This window comes from Streptomyces sp. R41 (assembly GCF_041053055.1).
GTDB lineage: Bacteria > Actinomycetota > Actinomycetes > Streptomycetales > Streptomycetaceae > Streptomyces.
Window position 1 is genome coordinate 9,148,789 of sequence record NZ_CP163443.1, and the last position, 15,258, is coordinate 9,164,046.

Here is a 15,258-nt window from a genome sequence, read left to right on the forward strand (position 1 = left end):
CGCATGACGCACACCCCAAGCCACGGAGCCCGTACATGAGTTATGACCCGCCGCGTCCGGCCGGTCGTCTGCTGCTGACCCCGGAGGACAAGGACGCTCCCGCCCGGGTGCGGCGGCTGCGCCGACTGGGGCTGGGGGAGCGCGCGGAACCGGCCTTCGACGCCTTCGCGGACCGGCTTGCCGAGGTCGCCGCGGTGCCGTACTCGATGGTCAACTTCATCGACGAGAACCGGCAGTTCTTCGCGGGCCTGCACACCCCGGTCGGCGGCGGCCCGGGCGTCCTGCCGCCCGGGGACGACACCGGGGACGGCGCCACGCCCGAGGTGGGCCGCTACATGGCACGCGACTACGGCTTCTGCCCCTACGTGGTGGTCCGGCGCAGGGCGCTGGTCCTGGAGGACGTCTGCGACTACCCGCGCTTCGCCGGGAACCCGGTTGTCGACGAGATCGGCGTCCGCTCCTACCTCGGCGCACCGCTGATCGACCACACGGGCATCGCCCTCGGCACGATCTGCGTCGTCGACGTCGAGCCGCGCCCATGGGGAGTGGCGGGCCTGGAGACCATCAAGTCGCTGGCGGCGGAGCTGGTCGAGCGGATCGAACGGCGGGAGGGAGGCGGGGGATTCTGAGGGAGCGCCGGGGGGCGTGCCCGAGCTCGACGCGATGTCGGTGCCGTGGAGGAACGCTGTGCCCGAGCCTCCTAGCCCCGGTCCGGAAAGGCACACCATGACCGACCTCCGTCTCGGTGCCCTCGGCTTCGGCCTGCGCGGTGCCCTCGCGCGCATCGCCCACCGTCCCGGCCGGGGCTCCCGCGTGACCGTCGTCGCCGAGCACGACCCCGTGCTACGCGACCGCGCGGCCGACCGCATCCCCGGGGTCCGAACCGTCGACGACCACCACAAGGTCATCGACGCCCCGGACGTCGATGCCGTGCTCGTCCTCACCCCGGACCACACCCACGCCGACATCGCGTGCGAGGCGCTGCGCGCCGGCAAACCCGTCTTCGTCGAGAAGCCCCTGGACATCACCATCGAGCGCTGCGACCGGATCCTGCGCACCGCCTTCGAGACGGGCACCCGGGTGTATGTGGGCCACAACATGCGCCACATGCCGGTGATCCGGCTGATGCGCGACATCATTCAGCGCGGCGACACAGGTACGGTCAAAACGGTGTGGGTGCGTCACTTCGTCGGCTACGGCGGAGACTGGTACTTCAAGGACTGGCATGCCGAACGGCAGTACACCACCAGTCTGTTGCTGCAGAAGGGCGCCCACGACATCGACGTACTGCACTGGTTGGCCGGTGGCTACACACAGCGGGTGCAGCCACCGTGGCGGCCAGCGAGGGTGAGTGCCACGCGCGCGTGCTGCTCATCGCGGGCAAGCCCGGCTCGGGCCGCACCGCGTGGCTACACCCACCGGGTGCAGGCGCTCGGGGGCCCCATGGTGTACGGGGACATCCCGCACCGGAGGGCGTCGGGAGAGCCCAAGACGGACGACTGGTAAACGAAGGCCAGCCGCTGGCCCCCGCACACCCAGCGGGCGCTGAATCCGGGCATCGACGTCGCGGACGTATCGCTGGTCAACATGCGCCTGGACAACAGGGTGTTGGCGGCCTGCCAGCAGTGTCACTTCACCGTTCCTAGGGGCTGAGTGGGAGCGGGTCCTGTTTCCAGGGCCGCTGGTGCTCAGCCGCGTGCTCCGAACGGTGTTGGGCACGCTGGTCGCCCGCGTTCGCTCCGCTGCCGGGCGGCACGGATCTCGTCCGTGGTCCGGGGATGCGGGGGCGGGGTCCCTCACGCCTGCGGGTCTCCGCTGCGGCCTGGGCGGTCCGATGCCCCGCACGATCTCTCTGGTCGTGTGGGGGCGGTGCCGTCCGTCGCCGGATCGGATGCCCGAGGGCGCGTCGCCCGATCGCGATGCTCGCCGCATCGTGCCGAGAAACTGTGCGGTTGGTGCTGGTGAGGGGCTGCTGCCAGTGCTGGGCGCCCCAGCGGGAGGTGTAGGCGGGGTCGACCGCGACGACCGCTACGTTCTGCTCGGCGGCCATCGCCACCAGGCGGGCCTTGAGTTTCGCGGTGGGGAAGCGGGAGATGAGGCGGCGGAAGCGTTTGTTGCGGCCGTGCTTCTCCCGGCACCGTCCGTCGGTGAAGTCGAGGTCTTCGATGGCGATTGCGGCTGCCCCGGTGGTGCGGGTGTGGTGCAGCAGCCTCGTGAGGGCGTGCCGGATCTGGGCATCTCGGTGCGTGGTGGACCCGGTCAGGTCGTAGAAGATGCGGCGGGGCTCGCCCACCGGGTTGCCGTGCACGTCGAGCCGCCAGGCGGCGAGGTGGTCGTCGTTCATGTCGACGGCGACCACACCCCCGGCGAGGGCCGCGTCCAGTGGCAGGACGGGGGCGGGGGTGCGCTGCCAGGAGGCGGTCACATACCAGCGGCCGCGCAGGACGTCGTGGTGGATGCGGTAGGCCACCGCCCGGTTCGCGGTGATCCGGTCCAGCCACTCCTCACCCCGGTGCGTGAAGGACACGGTCGCATCGAGCACATACCGGCCGTGCGGGGCGTTGGCCAGATGGGCCAGCGCGGCGGGCAGTCTGATCGAGAGCTGTCCGGTGTCGGTGATGCGGAGGGATTCGTTGCCGAGGCGTTTGCCGGACTCCCCGTCCGCGGCCAGGAACATCCGCGCCGCCCGCCACCGCTCGCGCCAGGCATCCTGGCTCAGCCCGGCCTCGCCGAGGTGGTGGCGCAGCCGGGCGAGTTGCTTCCCGCCGCGCACCACGTGCACCCGGCCGGCCGCCCAGTCCGCCTCCACCCCCGCCAGCCGGGACCTCAGCGCATGCATGCGCCGGGACTTGGCATGCCACTCCGACCGCGAACCGTACCCCGTGCCAGCCCCTCCCGCTTGTCCGCCTTCGCGCCCAGCGGGCGGGCCAGCCGCGCCTGGATCGACGTGACCTGCCCGCGCAGCCACGCCATCTCCGCCGCCTGCCCGCGCCGGGCCAGCGCCCACTGATCATGCATGGCCTTGGTGATACTGCCCGCCCACCTGGCCGAGGAGACCCCGGTCAGCTCCCGCTTACGGGCCGCCCACGCGGCGCCATCGTGCTCCAGTCCCTGCCGGGAACGCACCGCGAGATCACCCGCAGCCAGTCCACCCAGGAACACCCCCACCTCGACCAGCACCGCGGCATCCGTCTGCGAGACCCGCAACCGGGCCCGGATCGCCACCCCCGCAGGGCCGGGCACCACGAACGACGCGGCCACCTCCCGCAGCCCACACACCCCGTCACCCCCGCCCGGCGCCACACCATCCCCTCACCCAACGAACCCCACCCGCAAAGGTCACGCATTCGACGAACAAACTTCCGTTCCCTTCCGTAGCCCGTGCGTACTCAGGTCATGACATGCACTCATGCATGCCAGAACAGGCTCAACCACCGTCAACAGGCGTTAGTTCCCAACCCCCGACTACTGGAGCACCTACACCGTCATCGGAGACGCCGGCCGCCTGGAGAACGTCGGGGACGGGCCCGGGGGAGTGGTGAAGGTCTGGAACAGCCGCCGCTCGGGGCGGCGGGACCGGGCCGACGCCGAGTACCCGTGCCTGAAGTCGACGAGGACGCCGAGCACGGGGGCGCCGACCCGCTGCTGATCGACGAGTTCCTCCGGTTCGTCCGGGAGGGCGGGCGCACCGACACCTCCCCGGTCGCCGCGCGCATGGCGGTGGCCGCCGGATTCCGGGCCACGGAGTCGCTGCGGGACGGCGGCACTCCGCGCGACGTGCCGCCCCTCGACCCGGAACTGGTGGCCTACTTCGAGCGGGGGCAGACGCCCTGAGCGCGCAGTCGCTGAGACGGGCGTGAAGGAAAGCTGCGGCCGCGCTTAAGAAAACCTCGATGGACCAGGAGCACCGCCGTACGGCAGATTCCTACGGGAATTCACCCCTCTCCCCGGTACGGGCTCCTTCGGCGTGCCCTGCCCCGGGACCTCACCCACAGGAGCCGTCGCGTGAAGGCGCTGGTCAAGGAGAAGGCGGAGCCCGGGCTCTGGCTCACGGACGTTCCGGAGCCGCAGGCCGGCCCCGGCGACGTACTGATCAAGGTCCTCAGGACCGGGATCTGCGGCACCGACCTGCACATCCGCAACTGGGACGGCTGGGCGCAGCAGGCCATCAGCACGCCGCTCGTGCTCGGGCACGAGTTCGTCGGCGAGGTCATCGAGACCGGCCGCGACGTCCCCGACATCAAGGTCGGCGACCGCGTCAGCGGCGAGGGCCACCTGGTCTGCGGCAAGTGCCGCAACTGTCTGGCCGGGCGCCGCCACCTCTGCCGCGCCACGGTCGGCCTGGGCGTGGGCCGCGACGGCGCGTTCGCCGAGTACGTGGTCCTTCCCGCCGCCAATGTGTGGGTGCACCGGGTGCCCGTCGACCTCGATGTCGCCGCGATCTTCGACCCGTTCGGCAACGCCGTGCACACGGCGCTGTCCTTCCCGCTGGTCGGTGAGGACGTACTCATCACCGGGGCCGGACCGATCGGCCTGATGGCCGCGGCCGTGGCCCGTCACGCGGGTGCCCGCAACGTCGTCATCACCGACGTCAGCGAGGAGCGCCTGGAGCTGGCACGCAAGATCGGTGTGAGCCTCGCCCTCAATGTCGCGGGTTCGACGATCGCCGACGGTCAGCGCGAGCTGGGTCTGCGCGAGGGCTTCGACATTGGCCTGGAGATGTCTGGCCGCCCCGAAGCGATGCGCGACATGATCGCCAACATGACCCACGGCGGCCGGATCGCGATGCTCGGCCTGCCGTCCCAGGAGTTCCCGGTCGACTGGTCGCGGATCGTCACCTCCATGATCACGATCAAGGGCATCTACGGACGCGAGATGTTCGAGACCTGGTACGCCATGTCGGTTCTCCTCGAAGGCGGTCTCGACCTGGCTCCCGTGATCACCGGCCGCTACGGCTTCCGCGACTACGAGGCGGCCTTCGACGACGCGGCCGGCGGCCGCGGCGGCAAGGTCATCCTCGACTGGACCGCCTGAGACACCCCGGACCGTCCGGGACGCCCTGGACCGTCCGAGCGCCTGGACCGCCTGAGCCCCGGACTGCTTGAGAATTCTAAGGAACTGATGATGTTCGAATCCGTACGCGACGATCTGCGCACCACCCTCGACGAGATCCGCGCCGCCGGCCTGCACAAGCCCGAGCGCGTCATCGGCACCCCGCAGTCCGCGACCGTGAACGTCACCGCGGGTGGCCGCCCCGGCGAGGTCCTCAACTTCTGCGCGAACAACTACCTCGGCCTCGCCGACCACCCCGAGGTCGTCGCCGCCGCCCACGCGGCACTCGACCGCTGGGGCTACGGCATGGCCTCCGTGCGCTTCATCTGCGGTACGCAGGAGGTGCACAAGGAGCTGGAGGCGCGCCTTTCCGCGTTCCTCGGCCAGGAGGACACGATCCTCTACTCCTCCTGTTTCGACGCCAACGGCGGTGTCTTCGAGACCCTCCTCGGCGCCGAGGACGCGGTCATCTCCGACGCCCTCAACCACGCCTCGATCATCGACGGCATCCGGCTGTCCAAGGCCCGCCGCTTCCGGTACGCCAACCGCGACATGGCCGACCTGGAGGCTCAGCTCAAGGAGGCGTCCGGCGCCAGGCGCCGCCTGATCGTCACCGACGGCGTGTTCTCGATGGACGGCTATGTCGCGCCCCTGAAGGAGATCTGCGACCTCGCCGACCGCTACGACGCGATGGTCATGGTCGACGACTCGCACGCCGTCGGTTTCGTCGGCCCCGGCGGCCGCGGCACCCCGGAATTGCACGGCGTCATGGACCGCGTCGACATCATCACGGGCACCCTCGGCAAGGCGCTCGGCGGTGCCTCCGGCGGCTACGTCGCCGCCCGCGCCGAGATCGTCGCCCTGCTGCGCCAGCGCTCTCGTCCGTACCTCTTCTCGAACACGCTCGCCCCGGTGATCGCGGCGGCCTCCCTGAAGGTCCTCGACCTGCTGGAGTCGGCCGACGACCTGCGCGTTCGGCTCGCCGAGAACACGGCGCTGTTCCGCTCCAGGATGACCGCGGAGGGCTTCGACGTCCTTCCCGGCGACCACGCGATCGCCCCCGTCATGATCGGCGACGCGGCCGTCGCCGGGCGCATGGCGGAGCTGCTCCTGGACCGCGGTGTGTACGTGATCGGCTTCTCGTACCCCGTTGTTCCGCAGGGGCAGGCCCGTATCCGGGTCCAGCTGTCGGCGGGGCACTCGACGAAGGACGTGAACCGGGCCGTGGACGCGTTCGTGGCCGCCCGCGCGGAACTCGAGGGCTGAAGGAGCGGGCGGAACGCGAGGGCTCAAGGACCCGTGTGACCTGAGAGAATCGGTCGCATGATCGAAGCGCGGCGGCTCCACATCCTCCGTGCGGTGGCCGACCACCGCACGGTGACGGCGGCTGCCGCCGCGCTCTATCTCACGCCGTCGGCCGTCTCCCAGCAGCTGGCCGCTCTGGAACAGGAGACGGGACACCGGCTCGTCGAGCGCAGCGCCAAGGGCGTCCGGCTGACGCCCGCCGGCGAGATCCTGCTCAGCCACACCAACGCCGTCCTCGCCCAACTGGAGCGCGCCGAGGCTGAGTTGGCCGCGTACAGCTCGGGCTCCGCGGGCACGGTCACTGTCGCCTCGTTCGCGACCGGCATCGGCCTGGTCGTGGCCCCCGCGCTGGCCCGCCTCGCCTCCACGGCGCCCGGTATCCACATCCGCGTCCAGGACGCCGAGGGTGACGCCAGCCTGCCGATGGTGCTCGACCGACAGGTCGACATCGCGGTCGCCGTCGAATACCGGGGCGCCCCGGACGCGGACGACCCGCGCCTCACCCACGTGTCCCTGTACGCCGAGCCCTTCGACGCGGTCGTCCCGGTCACCCACCGGCTGGCGGACGCCGACGAAGTCCCGCTCGCCGAGCTCGCCAAGGACCCGTGGATCGGCCCGTACCCGGGCAACCCCTGCCATGACGTGGTCGTCCTGGCCTGCGAGAACGCCGGATTCCAGCCTCGCCTCGAACACTCCTCGGACGACTTCCGCGCCGTCGTCGCCCTCGCCTCGGCCGACGCGGGCGTGGCCTTGGTGCCCCGCTCGGCGCTGCGCGGCATGGACCTCACCGGGGTTCTCGTGCGCCCGGTCGACGGCGTCGCGCCCACCCGCCGGGTCTTCGCGGCCGTACGCCGCGGCGCGGAGGACCATCCACTGATCCGGCCGGTGCTGGAGGCGTTGGCGGAGGCCGCGACTGTGGACTGAGGGGTCCTCGTCCCGTAAGGTCTGTCTCATATCTGGGATAGCATCTCGAATATGGGAAACGATGTAGAGGACGCCGTCGACGTCCGGCTCGGTGCCCGGCTGGCCGAGCTGCGGGCCGAACGCGGCTGGTCCCTGGGGGAGTTGGCGGAGCGCAGTGGGGTCAGTCGTTCGACCCTGTCCCGCGCCGAGCGCGCGGAGATCAGCCCCACCGCCTCGCTCCTGAACCGCCTGTGCGGTGTGTACGGGCGGACCATGTCGCAATTGCTCAGTGAGGTCGAGGGTGAATCCGCGCTGTTGGTGCGGGCGGCCGACCAGGTGATCTGGGAGGACAAGGCCTCCGGTTTCGTACGACGGTCGGTGTCGCCGTCGCACACGGGGATGCGCGGCGAGCTCGTCGAGGGACGGCTCGCGGCCGGCGCCGACATCGCGTACGACCGCCCCCCTGTCCCTGGTCTGGAACAGCACATCTGGGTCCTCGACGGGACGCTCGCCGTGACGGCGCAGGACATCCAGCACCACCTCGACGCCGGCGACTGCCTCCGGCTGCGGGTATGGGGCCCGACGCGTTTCCGATGCCCAGGCCCCGAGGACGCGCGGTACGCGCTGGTGGTGGTGCGGCCGTGACCACCCTCTCCCGGCTGGACGCAGCCCAACTCCGCTCCTCGGCGGACGAGTTGGCGGATCTGCTGGTCGACACCGTGGAGGGCGGTGCTTCGATCGGCTTCCTCGCCCCGCTCGACCGCGCGGCGGCCGTCGCCTGGTGGGAGGGGCGCGCGGCCGAGGTGTCGGTCGGCCGTCTCGCCGTGTGGGTGGTCCGCAGCGAGGACCGGCTGCTCGGCACCGTCAGCCTCGCGTTCCCGGACAAGCCCAACAGCCGCCACCGCGCCGAACTCGTGAAGCTGATGGTGCACCGGGACGGCCGCGGACAAGGTCTCGGCCGTACGCTCCTGACGACCGCCGAGTCCGGGGCGATCGCGGCGGGAGTGACCCTCCTGCACCTGGACACCGAGACCGACAGCCCCGCCGAGTCCCTCTACCGCTCCGCGGGCTGGACCGAGCTCGGAGCGATACCGGACTATGCGGCGACGCCGTCGGGCGAGTTGCGCCCGACGACGATCTTCTACAAACGCGTGGGAGCGGAAGCGGTCGTTCTCGGCACGTGAGGGGCTGCGCCCTGCGGACCTCCGGGCCGGGCGCCGTGGCCTGCGCCTTTCGATCCGGTCCTCGACGAGTCGATGTCAGTGCCATTGGCTACGGTGCGTCTCATGCCGGATGCCGAAGACGTACGCCGTATCGCCCTCTCCCTGCCGGACACGACGGAGAAGATCGCCTGGAGCATGCCCACGTTCCGGGTCGCGGGCAAGATGTTCGCCACGCTGCCCGAGGAGGAGACCTCCATCGCCGTGCGCTGCCCGAAGGAGGAGCGCGACGAACTCGTCCTCGCCGAGCCCCGGAAGTTCTGGATCGCCGACCACGAGGCGACCTTCGCCTGGGTCCGCGTCCGCCTCGCGGCCCTGGAGGACGACGACGAACTCCGCGACATCCTCGCCGACTCCTGGCGCCAGGCGGCCCCGCCCCGACTGCTCGATTCCTACCCGGAGTTGGGCCTCCCGTCCGCCGACTGAAATCCTTGAACCGTTGTCAGTGCCCCGTGCCATGATCCGGTGACAGGAGTGGAGAGCGGGACGCTCGGCTCCTCGGGGACAGTTGTGGGGATCGCCAGAGGGTGGCAAGGGAGGGGTGCGAGCGGATGGCCGGGACGTCATCGGGCGAGAAGCCGCCGCGTGCGTCGGAGACAGCGCGCGGAGCTTCCGGGACTCGACGCGGAGCTTCTGAGCGGCGACTCGAAACCTCCGAGGCGCGGCCCGAAGCCCTTGCGGCGCTGCCCGAGGCTTCTGACGCGCCGCCCGAAGGCCCCGGCCGTGATGACATCGTTGCCGCACACGGGCCCCGCCGGGCCGTCTGGTCACGCGACTTCGCGTTGTTCTTCGTCGCACGGGCCCTCGCGCGGCTCGGCGACACCATCCTGCCGGTGGCGCTCGCCGCGGGACTGCTGCAGTACGGGTACGGGGTGGGCGCGGTCGGCCTGGCGATGGCCGCGTCGGCCGCTTCCTTCGCAGGGCTGGTGATCTTCGGCGGGGTCATCGCCGACCGGTTCAGCACGCGCAAGTTGATGATCGGCGCCGACCTGGTGCGGCTGGTCACCCAGTCCCTCTGTGCCGCGCTCTTCTTCACCGGCCATGTGGTCCTCTGGCAGATCTGCGCGATCGGCGCCGTCAATGGCGTGGCGGGTGCGGTCTTCCAGCCCGGCGTGGCCAGCACGGTGCCGCGCCTGGCCGCCGACGTACAGGGGGCCAACGGAGCGATACGGATCGCCGAATCCGCCGCCCAGCTCGCGGGCCCCGCACTGGCAGGCCTGCTGGTCGCGTTCTCCTCGGCCGGAGGAGTCTTCGCGGCCCACGCGGCGACCTACGCGCTCAGCGCCCTGTGCCTGCTGCTGCTCCGACTGCCGTCGGCCGCACCCGGAAGCCACCCTCATGGAGGCAGCTTCAAGGCCGATCTCGCCGTGGGCTGGCGGGAGTTCAGGTCCCGGACCTGGCTGTGGAGCGTCATCGTCATCTGGTGCGTGTACATGATCTCCATCTGGGGCCCGACCGTCCCCCTGGTGGCGACGGAAGTGGTTCAGCAGCACGGCCCGCGCGCCTACGGCCTGATCAACTCGGCCCTCGGCGCCGGCACCGTCATCGGCGGACTGATCGCGCTGCGGCTCCGCCCCCGCCGCATGCTGCGTGCCGGCTCGTTCGCCCTCTTCGCGTTCGCCTGCTTCCCGGCGTCCGTCGGGGCGGGGCTCGGCGTGGCGGCCATGTCGGCCGGAGCGGTGATAGCGGGCGCGGGCATGTCGCTCTGGGGCGTGATGTGGGCGACCAGCGTGCAGACGCAGGTCGCGCCCGACGTCCTCAACCGCATCCACGCGTACGACGTCGCCGGCTCCCTGGCGATGATGCCCGTCGGGCAGGCACTGGCGGGCCCGGCCGCCTCGCTCCTCGGCGCGGACCATGTCCTCCTCATCGCGGGCGTCATGACCCTCGTCGTCTCGACGGCCCTGCTCTTGGTGCCGGCGATACGCAACCTTGTCCGCGTCGACGCCCCCGCGCCCCGTCCGCGTACGACTGGGGCGATACCCGAACCGGCGGGGCCGGAGAGCCGCTGAGCCGGTTCCGTGGGGACGCGTGCTCCACGGCTCCGGCGGTTACACCCGGACCCGCGCTCCCAGGAATCCGTCGATCCGCTCCCGCAGCGACCTCGCGTCGAGGCCATGTGCGGCCACGTGCTCGTCGATGTTTCCGTAGCGGCGCAGCTCACGGCGGTCCACGCCGAGACCGAGGACGCGGTGCGGCACGTCGGCGAGCGCGTCGTTCGCGGCGGCAGTGGAGGTGCCGGCCAGGTACGGCTCGACGAGGACGACATCGGTGCCCGCCGACTCGGTGGCCCGGCGCAGCGCCGCCGTGTCGAAGGGGCGCACCGTGGTCGCGTACAGCACGGCGACGTCGAGCCCCTCCGTGGCGGCCAGCACCGCGTCGAGCATCGGCCCGACGGCGACGACCACTCCGGCGCGCCCTTCGCGGACGGTGAGGAAGCGTGCTCCGTCGACCGCGAGCCCCTGCGCGTTGGACTGGACGGACAGCCGCACGTACACCTTGTCGTCACCTGCGGCGACGGCGTGGCGCAGCAGCGTCTCGGCCTCGTCCGGGTGGCCCGGGACGTGCACGGTCCAGTCGTCCAGTGTGTCGAGCAGCGCGACATCGCCGGGTGCCATGTGCGTGAAGCCACCCGCGGGCCAGTCGAAGGACGCCGCCGCGCTCACGAGCACCGCGCCCGCGTTCTGGTGCCCGAGGTCCAGCTTGACCTGCTCGAAGGGCCGCTCGACGAGGAAGCTGGCGAAGGTGTGCACCACGGGTCGCAGTCCGGTCAGCGCGAGGCCCGCGCCCGCGCCGATCAGGAGCTGTTCGCGAATACCGACGTTGATCACCCGATCCGGATGTTTGCGCCGGGCGTCCGCGAAGCCGTCCTTGCCGATCTCGGCGAGGACGACCGCGACCCGCGGATCCTCGTCGAGCAGTCGAGAGACAACAGGGGCGAATCGGTCACGCATGGTGTCCATGGGATGTCGTCCTTCCAGGGCGTACGGGGTGAGGGCTGTCGTGTCCGACGAGGTGAGGTGGTGCGCGATGTCGCACGGATGACGGGCGGCACCGGGGCAGCGGCGCGGGCGCGGCTCAGACGGACTTCGGCTCGACCTGCGCGACGACCACGCGTGGGCGGCCCGGGTGAGGGGCGGTGAAGGCGGCGTGGAGGGCCTCGTGGTCACGGCCGTCCACGGTCGCGGCGGACCAGCCGGCCGCCTCGAACCGGGCGGCGATCCCGCCGGGCCGGGCGTGGCTGGCGGAGGAGTTGTCGATCACGACGGTGTGCAGCCGCTCCAGACCCGCAGGCCCGGCGTACGCGATCGCCTCGTGGTTGCTGCCCTCGTCCAGCTCCGCGTCGCCGATCAGCACCCAGACGCGCGGCTCGTCGAGCCCCTGCGCCCGCAGCCCGAGCGCCGTGCCGACGGCGATCGGCAGTCCGTGCCCGAGTGACCCGCTGCCGATCTCGGCACCCGGCACCAGCACCCGGTCCGGATGGTGCCCGAGCGGTGAGTCGTACGACCCGAAACCGGGCAGCCATTCGACAGGGACGAATCCCTTCGCCGCGAGCACCGCGTAGTACGCCATCGGCCCGTGCCCCTTCGACAGCAGGAAGCGGTCCCGCTCCGGATCGCCCATCCGCTCGGGCCCGACCCGCAGCACGCGGTCGTACAGCACCCACAGCGCGTCCAGGGTGGACGTCGCCGCCGGCCCGTGCTTCTCGTCACCGGTCATCAGCCCCATCAGCCGGGGCAGGTCCGCGAACTCGTAGCTCTGCTTCGCCGTGATCGTCATGCCGACGATGGTGCAACCTCAACCAAACTTCAGGTCAACCCCGCCCTGCGTCTCCCGTCCGCCCCGCATAAACGAGTGCGCGACCACCGGCACGAGTGCGGTATTGTTTCCGTGCACGTTCGGCCAGGGGAAACCCCAGGTCAGGCGGGCATCGGGACGTGGCGCAGCTTGGTAGCGCACTTGACTGGGGGTCAAGGGGTCGCAGGTTCAAATCCTGTCGTCCCGACGGTGTTCACCAGCGGGTTTGCCGGAAACGGCAGGCCCGCTGGTTGCGTTCGTGTGACACGTGATGGCGGCGTGATGACAACCCGCAGCGGCCCGCGACGGAGCTCAGGTCGCCCGTTCCACTGAGCCCGGGTTGGTCTGGTTGTGGTGCTCGCGGCGGCGTAAGGCGGCAGGTGGCCGTAGAGATTGACGGTGGTGGACGGCGTCGAGTGCCGCAGCGTCTTGGAGGCCACAGCCAGGGGCACACGTGAGCTGATCATGATGGTGGCAGCGGTGTGGCGCAGGCCGATCTCCTCAGAGCGCCGGCGCAGCTCGGACAGGACCTCCTGAGGGCGCAGCAGAGCAACCGTCCGGCTGACAGAACACCAGGCCCTCCAGAGAGTGCCCGCGGTCTGAACAGGAATCCGGCCGCACCTATTCATTGGTCGGCGGAGTCGCAACGGCCCAAGCCAAGTCGTCCACCCTGGCCCCCTCGATGCGAACTACGGGCCGGGCGGTTGTCGAGGTCTGCTCGGCTGATGAGTCGGTCGCTGGTAGCTGGTGACATTCAGTTGCGGTCGTGGTGGCTGCCGTACGGCGTTGCCCTGTTGCTGGTCCCTGCCCCAACACGCTTGCGGGCACCGGCTTCTGCGTCACGTCGCGGTCTCGCGGCTCAACTGCCGTGGGCTACCGGACATTCCACCGCGAGTGCCGTCCTAGTTATGCGAAGAGATCGACGTCGACTATGGGCCGATCGAGTTTAGATTTCGCGTTTGTCATTAATTTGTCTTGTATATCCGATATCGCCGATAGAGAGTGACGTGGCCATCAAGGCGTGCGCCTTGGTAGCGCGGGCCAGAGCAGGTCTCCCACAACATGTTCCCTGTATGGAAGGAAGATTCGCGTGCGCATTCGTACCACTCTCGCGACGGCCGCGGCGACCCTGGCGATCGCCGTGGCCCCGGCCTTCGCCGTCAGCCCGCACTTCATCAACGCCTCGGCAACGGGACCGAACGCCGCAGGTCAGCTCACCGTCAGCTTCAAGGAGGCCGGGCTCGGCAACAACCAGAACATTACCTACCGGGCCGACGCGCAGGCATCGGCCACCTACCAATGCTTCAACAAAGGCGGCCACAACCCCTCGGCCGGGAACAAGACAACCGTCCTCGAGAACGTCTCGGCCACGGGTACGTTCAACTCCGGGAAGAACGGATCCGTCACCGCTTCGCTCACGATCGACCCGCCGGGCCCTGGCACCTTCACCTGCCCCCCTGGCCAGAAGCTGGTGGGGCCGACCGACGTGAGCTACACGGACGTGTCCATCACCGACACCCGCAACGGCATTACAGAGTCCATCCCGGGAACGTTCTCCTGACGCGACTTACCGCGCCTGGACCGTGGTCCCCGTGATCCAGGTGATCGGCCGTCATTTCGCGCAACGATCCATCGGGGGCCCGTAAGCTTGCCGCGACTCGGGCAGTCTGTGGACCTACCCACAAGAGCCCGAAGCGGGCCCCCGATCTCCAAGGCTCGCCCCAAGGCGGCTGCGCAACTGGCTGTTCTCTATGCGATCGCGTGGTCGGTTTGCTTCGAACGGGGTGCTGGTTCGGGTGGGTTGGCCGGTGCGTAGGCATGAAGACGGAGGGCCTCTTGGTAGCTCGCGGTTGCCGAAGCCAACGAGTGGCAAGAGGCCCTGGTGTAAACGCTGAGCGTCAGATTTAGACGTCCGGAACTCACCGCTACAGCGGACACCGCAGTCACCGCCTCGGAAATGACCTCCAGGACGGAGGCGTCGTGGTCCTCGGTGATCTCGCTTCGGTCCTACTGCGTGGAGGTGACGTCTCGACCAAGGCGTCTACGTGTCACGCCAGTTCACGGCAGCGGCACAAGCCAAGCCCAACACGATGGGCAAGGTGCGGGCAGCGGCCATCGCAGCGTCGCTCCGCGACAGCGAGCAGGAACTCGGCCGCCATCTGCGGCAGTTCGTATCCTGAGTCCCCACGCGCGGTACGTGGGCAAGCTCAGGACGCGAACGCCGTCGTGCGGCCGGCCCGTCGCTCCGCAGACCTATGCCGTCTCCTCGACAACCGAGGACAGGTACGCCTCCGACCCGCCGGTCACGGGCAGCGTGATCCACTGGGGGACGTCGTACGGGTGCTTCTCGTGCAGCCACGCCTCCAGTGCCGGGAGGCGGTCCGTCGTAGTCATGTACGAGATCCGCCACTCCTGCGCGGTCTCGACCTCCCCCTTCCAGCAGTAGAAGGCGGTGATCGGCGCATCGATGTGAACGCCCGCTGCCGGCTTGCTCCCGACCGCGCTCCGGGCCAGCGCCTTCGCCTGATCCTCGTCGTCACTGGTCGTCTGCGCAATCACAAAATCGTGGGCCGTGCCAGCTCGGGTACCGCGACTCTACCCAGCCGTCAAGGGCACACGTCACGCTGCTGAAACAGCTCCATCCGTTGCCCGTGCCGGACTCTCCGCTCGACGGACCCGACCCGTTCTTACTGGCGCGCGCTGCTTGTTTCGACTTCTTACTCCGCAACTGTGGGAGGACTTAGTGGTCGACTACGGCGCCGGTCTGTGCCGAGTTCAGCGTGCTGCATGCGGTCTGCTGCGGTACGACATGGTTCTGTTCCAGGCCATGAGCGATCAACTGCGGGACCTCAGGTCCCGCTTCGGGGTCTGTACCTGCGCCGCTGCGAGCCCGACCGGGCGGTGCCGTGGTACGCCTCCGACCCGGTGCTGGCCGGTCCGCCGAGCGTGCCTGAACTTTGTGCCACCGCCAGGCCGGCAT

At 70.1% G+C, this 15,258-nt stretch carries 15 protein-coding genes, 1 tRNA gene and 3 pseudogenes; 14 read left to right on the top strand and 5 right to left on the bottom strand.

Annotated elements, in window-relative coordinates; genetic code table 11:
- The first annotated feature begins 35 nt into the window (after positions 1-35).
- The 3 genes and pseudogenes from AB5J53_RS41535 to AB5J53_RS41545 form a co-directional block, all read left to right on the top strand.
- Positions 36-629, top strand: a complete 594-nt coding sequence (locus tag AB5J53_RS41535) for a GAF domain-containing protein (protein ID WP_369250758.1) — start codon at positions 36-38, stop codon at positions 627-629.
- Positions 630-726: 97 nt separating this feature from the next.
- Positions 727-1,326, top strand: a pseudogene (locus AB5J53_RS41540) (Gfo/Idh/MocA family protein); the annotation flags it as partial.
- 81 nt (positions 1,327-1,407) lie between these two features.
- Positions 1,408-1,638: pseudogene (locus tag AB5J53_RS41545) on the top strand (gfo/Idh/MocA family oxidoreductase); the annotation flags it as partial.
- A 4-nt stretch (positions 1,639-1,642) separates the two neighbouring features.
- Here AB5J53_RS41545 and AB5J53_RS41550 read toward each other — a convergent pair.
- Complete coding sequence (locus AB5J53_RS41550; protein ID WP_369250759.1) at positions 1,643-2,839, bottom strand: IS200/IS605 family accessory protein TnpB-related protein; 1,197 nt, start codon at positions 2,837-2,839, stop codon at positions 1,643-1,645.
- Positions 2,827-3,261, bottom strand: a complete 435-nt coding sequence (locus tag AB5J53_RS41555; protein WP_369250760.1) for a hypothetical protein — start codon at positions 3,259-3,261, stop codon at positions 2,827-2,829. The genes AB5J53_RS41550 and AB5J53_RS41555 overlap by 13 nt, the downstream gene beginning before the upstream one ends.
- 196 nt (positions 3,262-3,457) lie before the next feature.
- Here AB5J53_RS41555 and AB5J53_RS41560 point away from each other — a divergent pair.
- The 8 genes and pseudogenes from AB5J53_RS41560 to AB5J53_RS41595 form a co-directional block, all read left to right on the top strand.
- A pseudogene (locus AB5J53_RS41560) lies at positions 3,458-3,834 on the top strand (gfo/Idh/MocA family oxidoreductase); the annotation flags it as partial.
- Between the two features lie 171 nt (positions 3,835-4,005).
- Positions 4,006-5,034, top strand: coding sequence for an L-threonine 3-dehydrogenase (gene tdh / locus AB5J53_RS41565; protein WP_369250761.1), 1,029 nt, complete (start codon positions 4,006-4,008; stop codon positions 5,032-5,034).
- Between the two features lie 90 nt (positions 5,035-5,124).
- Positions 5,125-6,318: a glycine C-acetyltransferase gene (locus tag AB5J53_RS41570; protein ID WP_369250762.1), complete on the top strand. Its 1,194-nt coding sequence runs from the start codon at positions 5,125-5,127 to the stop codon at positions 6,316-6,318.
- A gap of 57 nt (positions 6,319-6,375) precedes the next feature.
- Complete coding sequence (locus AB5J53_RS41575) at positions 6,376-7,281, top strand: LysR family transcriptional regulator (protein ID WP_369250763.1); 906 nt, start codon at positions 6,376-6,378, stop codon at positions 7,279-7,281.
- A 51-nt stretch (positions 7,282-7,332) separates the two neighbouring features.
- Positions 7,333-7,905: a helix-turn-helix domain-containing protein gene (locus AB5J53_RS41580; protein ID WP_369250764.1), complete on the top strand. Its 573-nt coding sequence runs from the start codon at positions 7,333-7,335 to the stop codon at positions 7,903-7,905.
- Positions 7,902-8,444 (top strand): N-acetyltransferase family protein, encoded by a 543-nt coding sequence (locus tag AB5J53_RS41585; RefSeq protein ID WP_369250765.1) that lies wholly within the window; start codon positions 7,902-7,904, stop codon positions 8,442-8,444. The genes AB5J53_RS41580 and AB5J53_RS41585 overlap by 4 nt, the downstream gene beginning before the upstream one ends.
- 102 nt (positions 8,445-8,546) lie before the next feature.
- Positions 8,547-8,906 (top strand): MmcQ/YjbR family DNA-binding protein, encoded by a 360-nt coding sequence (locus AB5J53_RS41590; protein ID WP_369250766.1) that lies wholly within the window; start codon positions 8,547-8,549, stop codon positions 8,904-8,906.
- Between the two features lie 305 nt (positions 8,907-9,211).
- Positions 9,212-10,492, top strand: a complete 1,281-nt coding sequence (locus tag AB5J53_RS41595; RefSeq protein WP_369252797.1) for an MFS transporter — start codon at positions 9,212-9,214, stop codon at positions 10,490-10,492.
- 39 nt (positions 10,493-10,531) lie between these two features.
- On the opposite strand, the gene AB5J53_RS41600 is transcribed toward AB5J53_RS41595, so the two are convergent.
- Together AB5J53_RS41600 and AB5J53_RS41605 are read right to left on the bottom strand one after the other, a co-directional pair.
- Positions 10,532-11,443: a transketolase family protein gene (locus AB5J53_RS41600; RefSeq protein WP_369250767.1), complete on the bottom strand. Its 912-nt coding sequence runs from the start codon at positions 11,441-11,443 to the stop codon at positions 10,532-10,534.
- Positions 11,444-11,558: 115 nt separating this feature from the next.
- Positions 11,559-12,260: a transketolase gene (locus AB5J53_RS41605; RefSeq protein ID WP_369250768.1), complete on the bottom strand. Its 702-nt coding sequence runs from the start codon at positions 12,258-12,260 to the stop codon at positions 11,559-11,561.
- A 152-nt stretch (positions 12,261-12,412) separates the two neighbouring features.
- On the opposite strand from AB5J53_RS41605, the gene AB5J53_RS41610 reads away from it, so the two are divergent.
- The 3 genes from AB5J53_RS41610 to AB5J53_RS41620 all read left to right on the top strand — a co-directional run bounded on the left by AB5J53_RS41610 (position 12,413) and on the right by AB5J53_RS41620 (position 14,458).
- Positions 12,413-12,486: transfer RNA gene (locus AB5J53_RS41610), tRNA-Pro, on the top strand.
- An 882-nt stretch (positions 12,487-13,368) separates the two neighbouring features.
- Positions 13,369-13,839: a hypothetical protein gene (locus tag AB5J53_RS41615; protein WP_369250769.1), complete on the top strand. Its 471-nt coding sequence runs from the start codon at positions 13,369-13,371 to the stop codon at positions 13,837-13,839.
- A 484-nt stretch (positions 13,840-14,323) separates the two neighbouring features.
- Positions 14,324-14,458 carry a hypothetical protein gene (locus AB5J53_RS41620; protein ID WP_369250770.1) on the top strand — a complete coding sequence of 45 codons (135 nt, stop codon included), beginning with the start codon at positions 14,324-14,326 and terminating at the stop codon, positions 14,456-14,458.
- 73 nt (positions 14,459-14,531) lie between these two features.
- Here AB5J53_RS41620 and cutA read toward each other — a convergent pair whose 3' ends face one another.
- Positions 14,532-14,837, bottom strand: coding sequence for a divalent-cation tolerance protein CutA (cutA, locus tag AB5J53_RS41625; RefSeq protein ID WP_369250771.1), 306 nt, complete (start codon positions 14,835-14,837; stop codon positions 14,532-14,534).
- Positions 14,838-15,258: the final 421 nt, after the last annotated feature.

Excerpts from the sequence above, each read along its gene's own strand:
- AB5J53_RS41570 (WP_369250762.1), top strand. The coding sequence starts at position 5,125 with ATGTTCGAATCCGTACGCGACGATCTGCGCACCACCCTCGACGAGATC.
- AB5J53_RS41600 (WP_369250767.1), bottom strand. The coding sequence starts at position 11,443 with ATGGACACCATGCGTGACCGATTCGCCCCTGTTGTCTCTCGACTGCTC.
- AB5J53_RS41575 (WP_369250763.1), top strand. The coding sequence starts at position 6,376 with ATGATCGAAGCGCGGCGGCTCCACATCCTCCGTGCGGTGGCCGACCAC.
- AB5J53_RS41550 (WP_369250759.1), bottom strand. The coding sequence starts at position 2,839 with ATGCATGCGCTGAGGTCCCGGCTGGCGGGGGTGGAGGCGGACTGGGCG.
- AB5J53_RS41535 (WP_369250758.1), top strand. The coding sequence starts at position 36 with ATGAGTTATGACCCGCCGCGTCCGGCCGGTCGTCTGCTGCTGACCCCG.
- AB5J53_RS41580 (WP_369250764.1), top strand. The coding sequence starts at position 7,333 with ATGGGAAACGATGTAGAGGACGCCGTCGACGTCCGGCTCGGTGCCCGG.
- AB5J53_RS41590 (WP_369250766.1), top strand. The coding sequence starts at position 8,547 with ATGCCGGATGCCGAAGACGTACGCCGTATCGCCCTCTCCCTGCCGGAC.
- AB5J53_RS41605 (WP_369250768.1), bottom strand. The coding sequence starts at position 12,260 with ATGACGATCACGGCGAAGCAGAGCTACGAGTTCGCGGACCTGCCCCGG.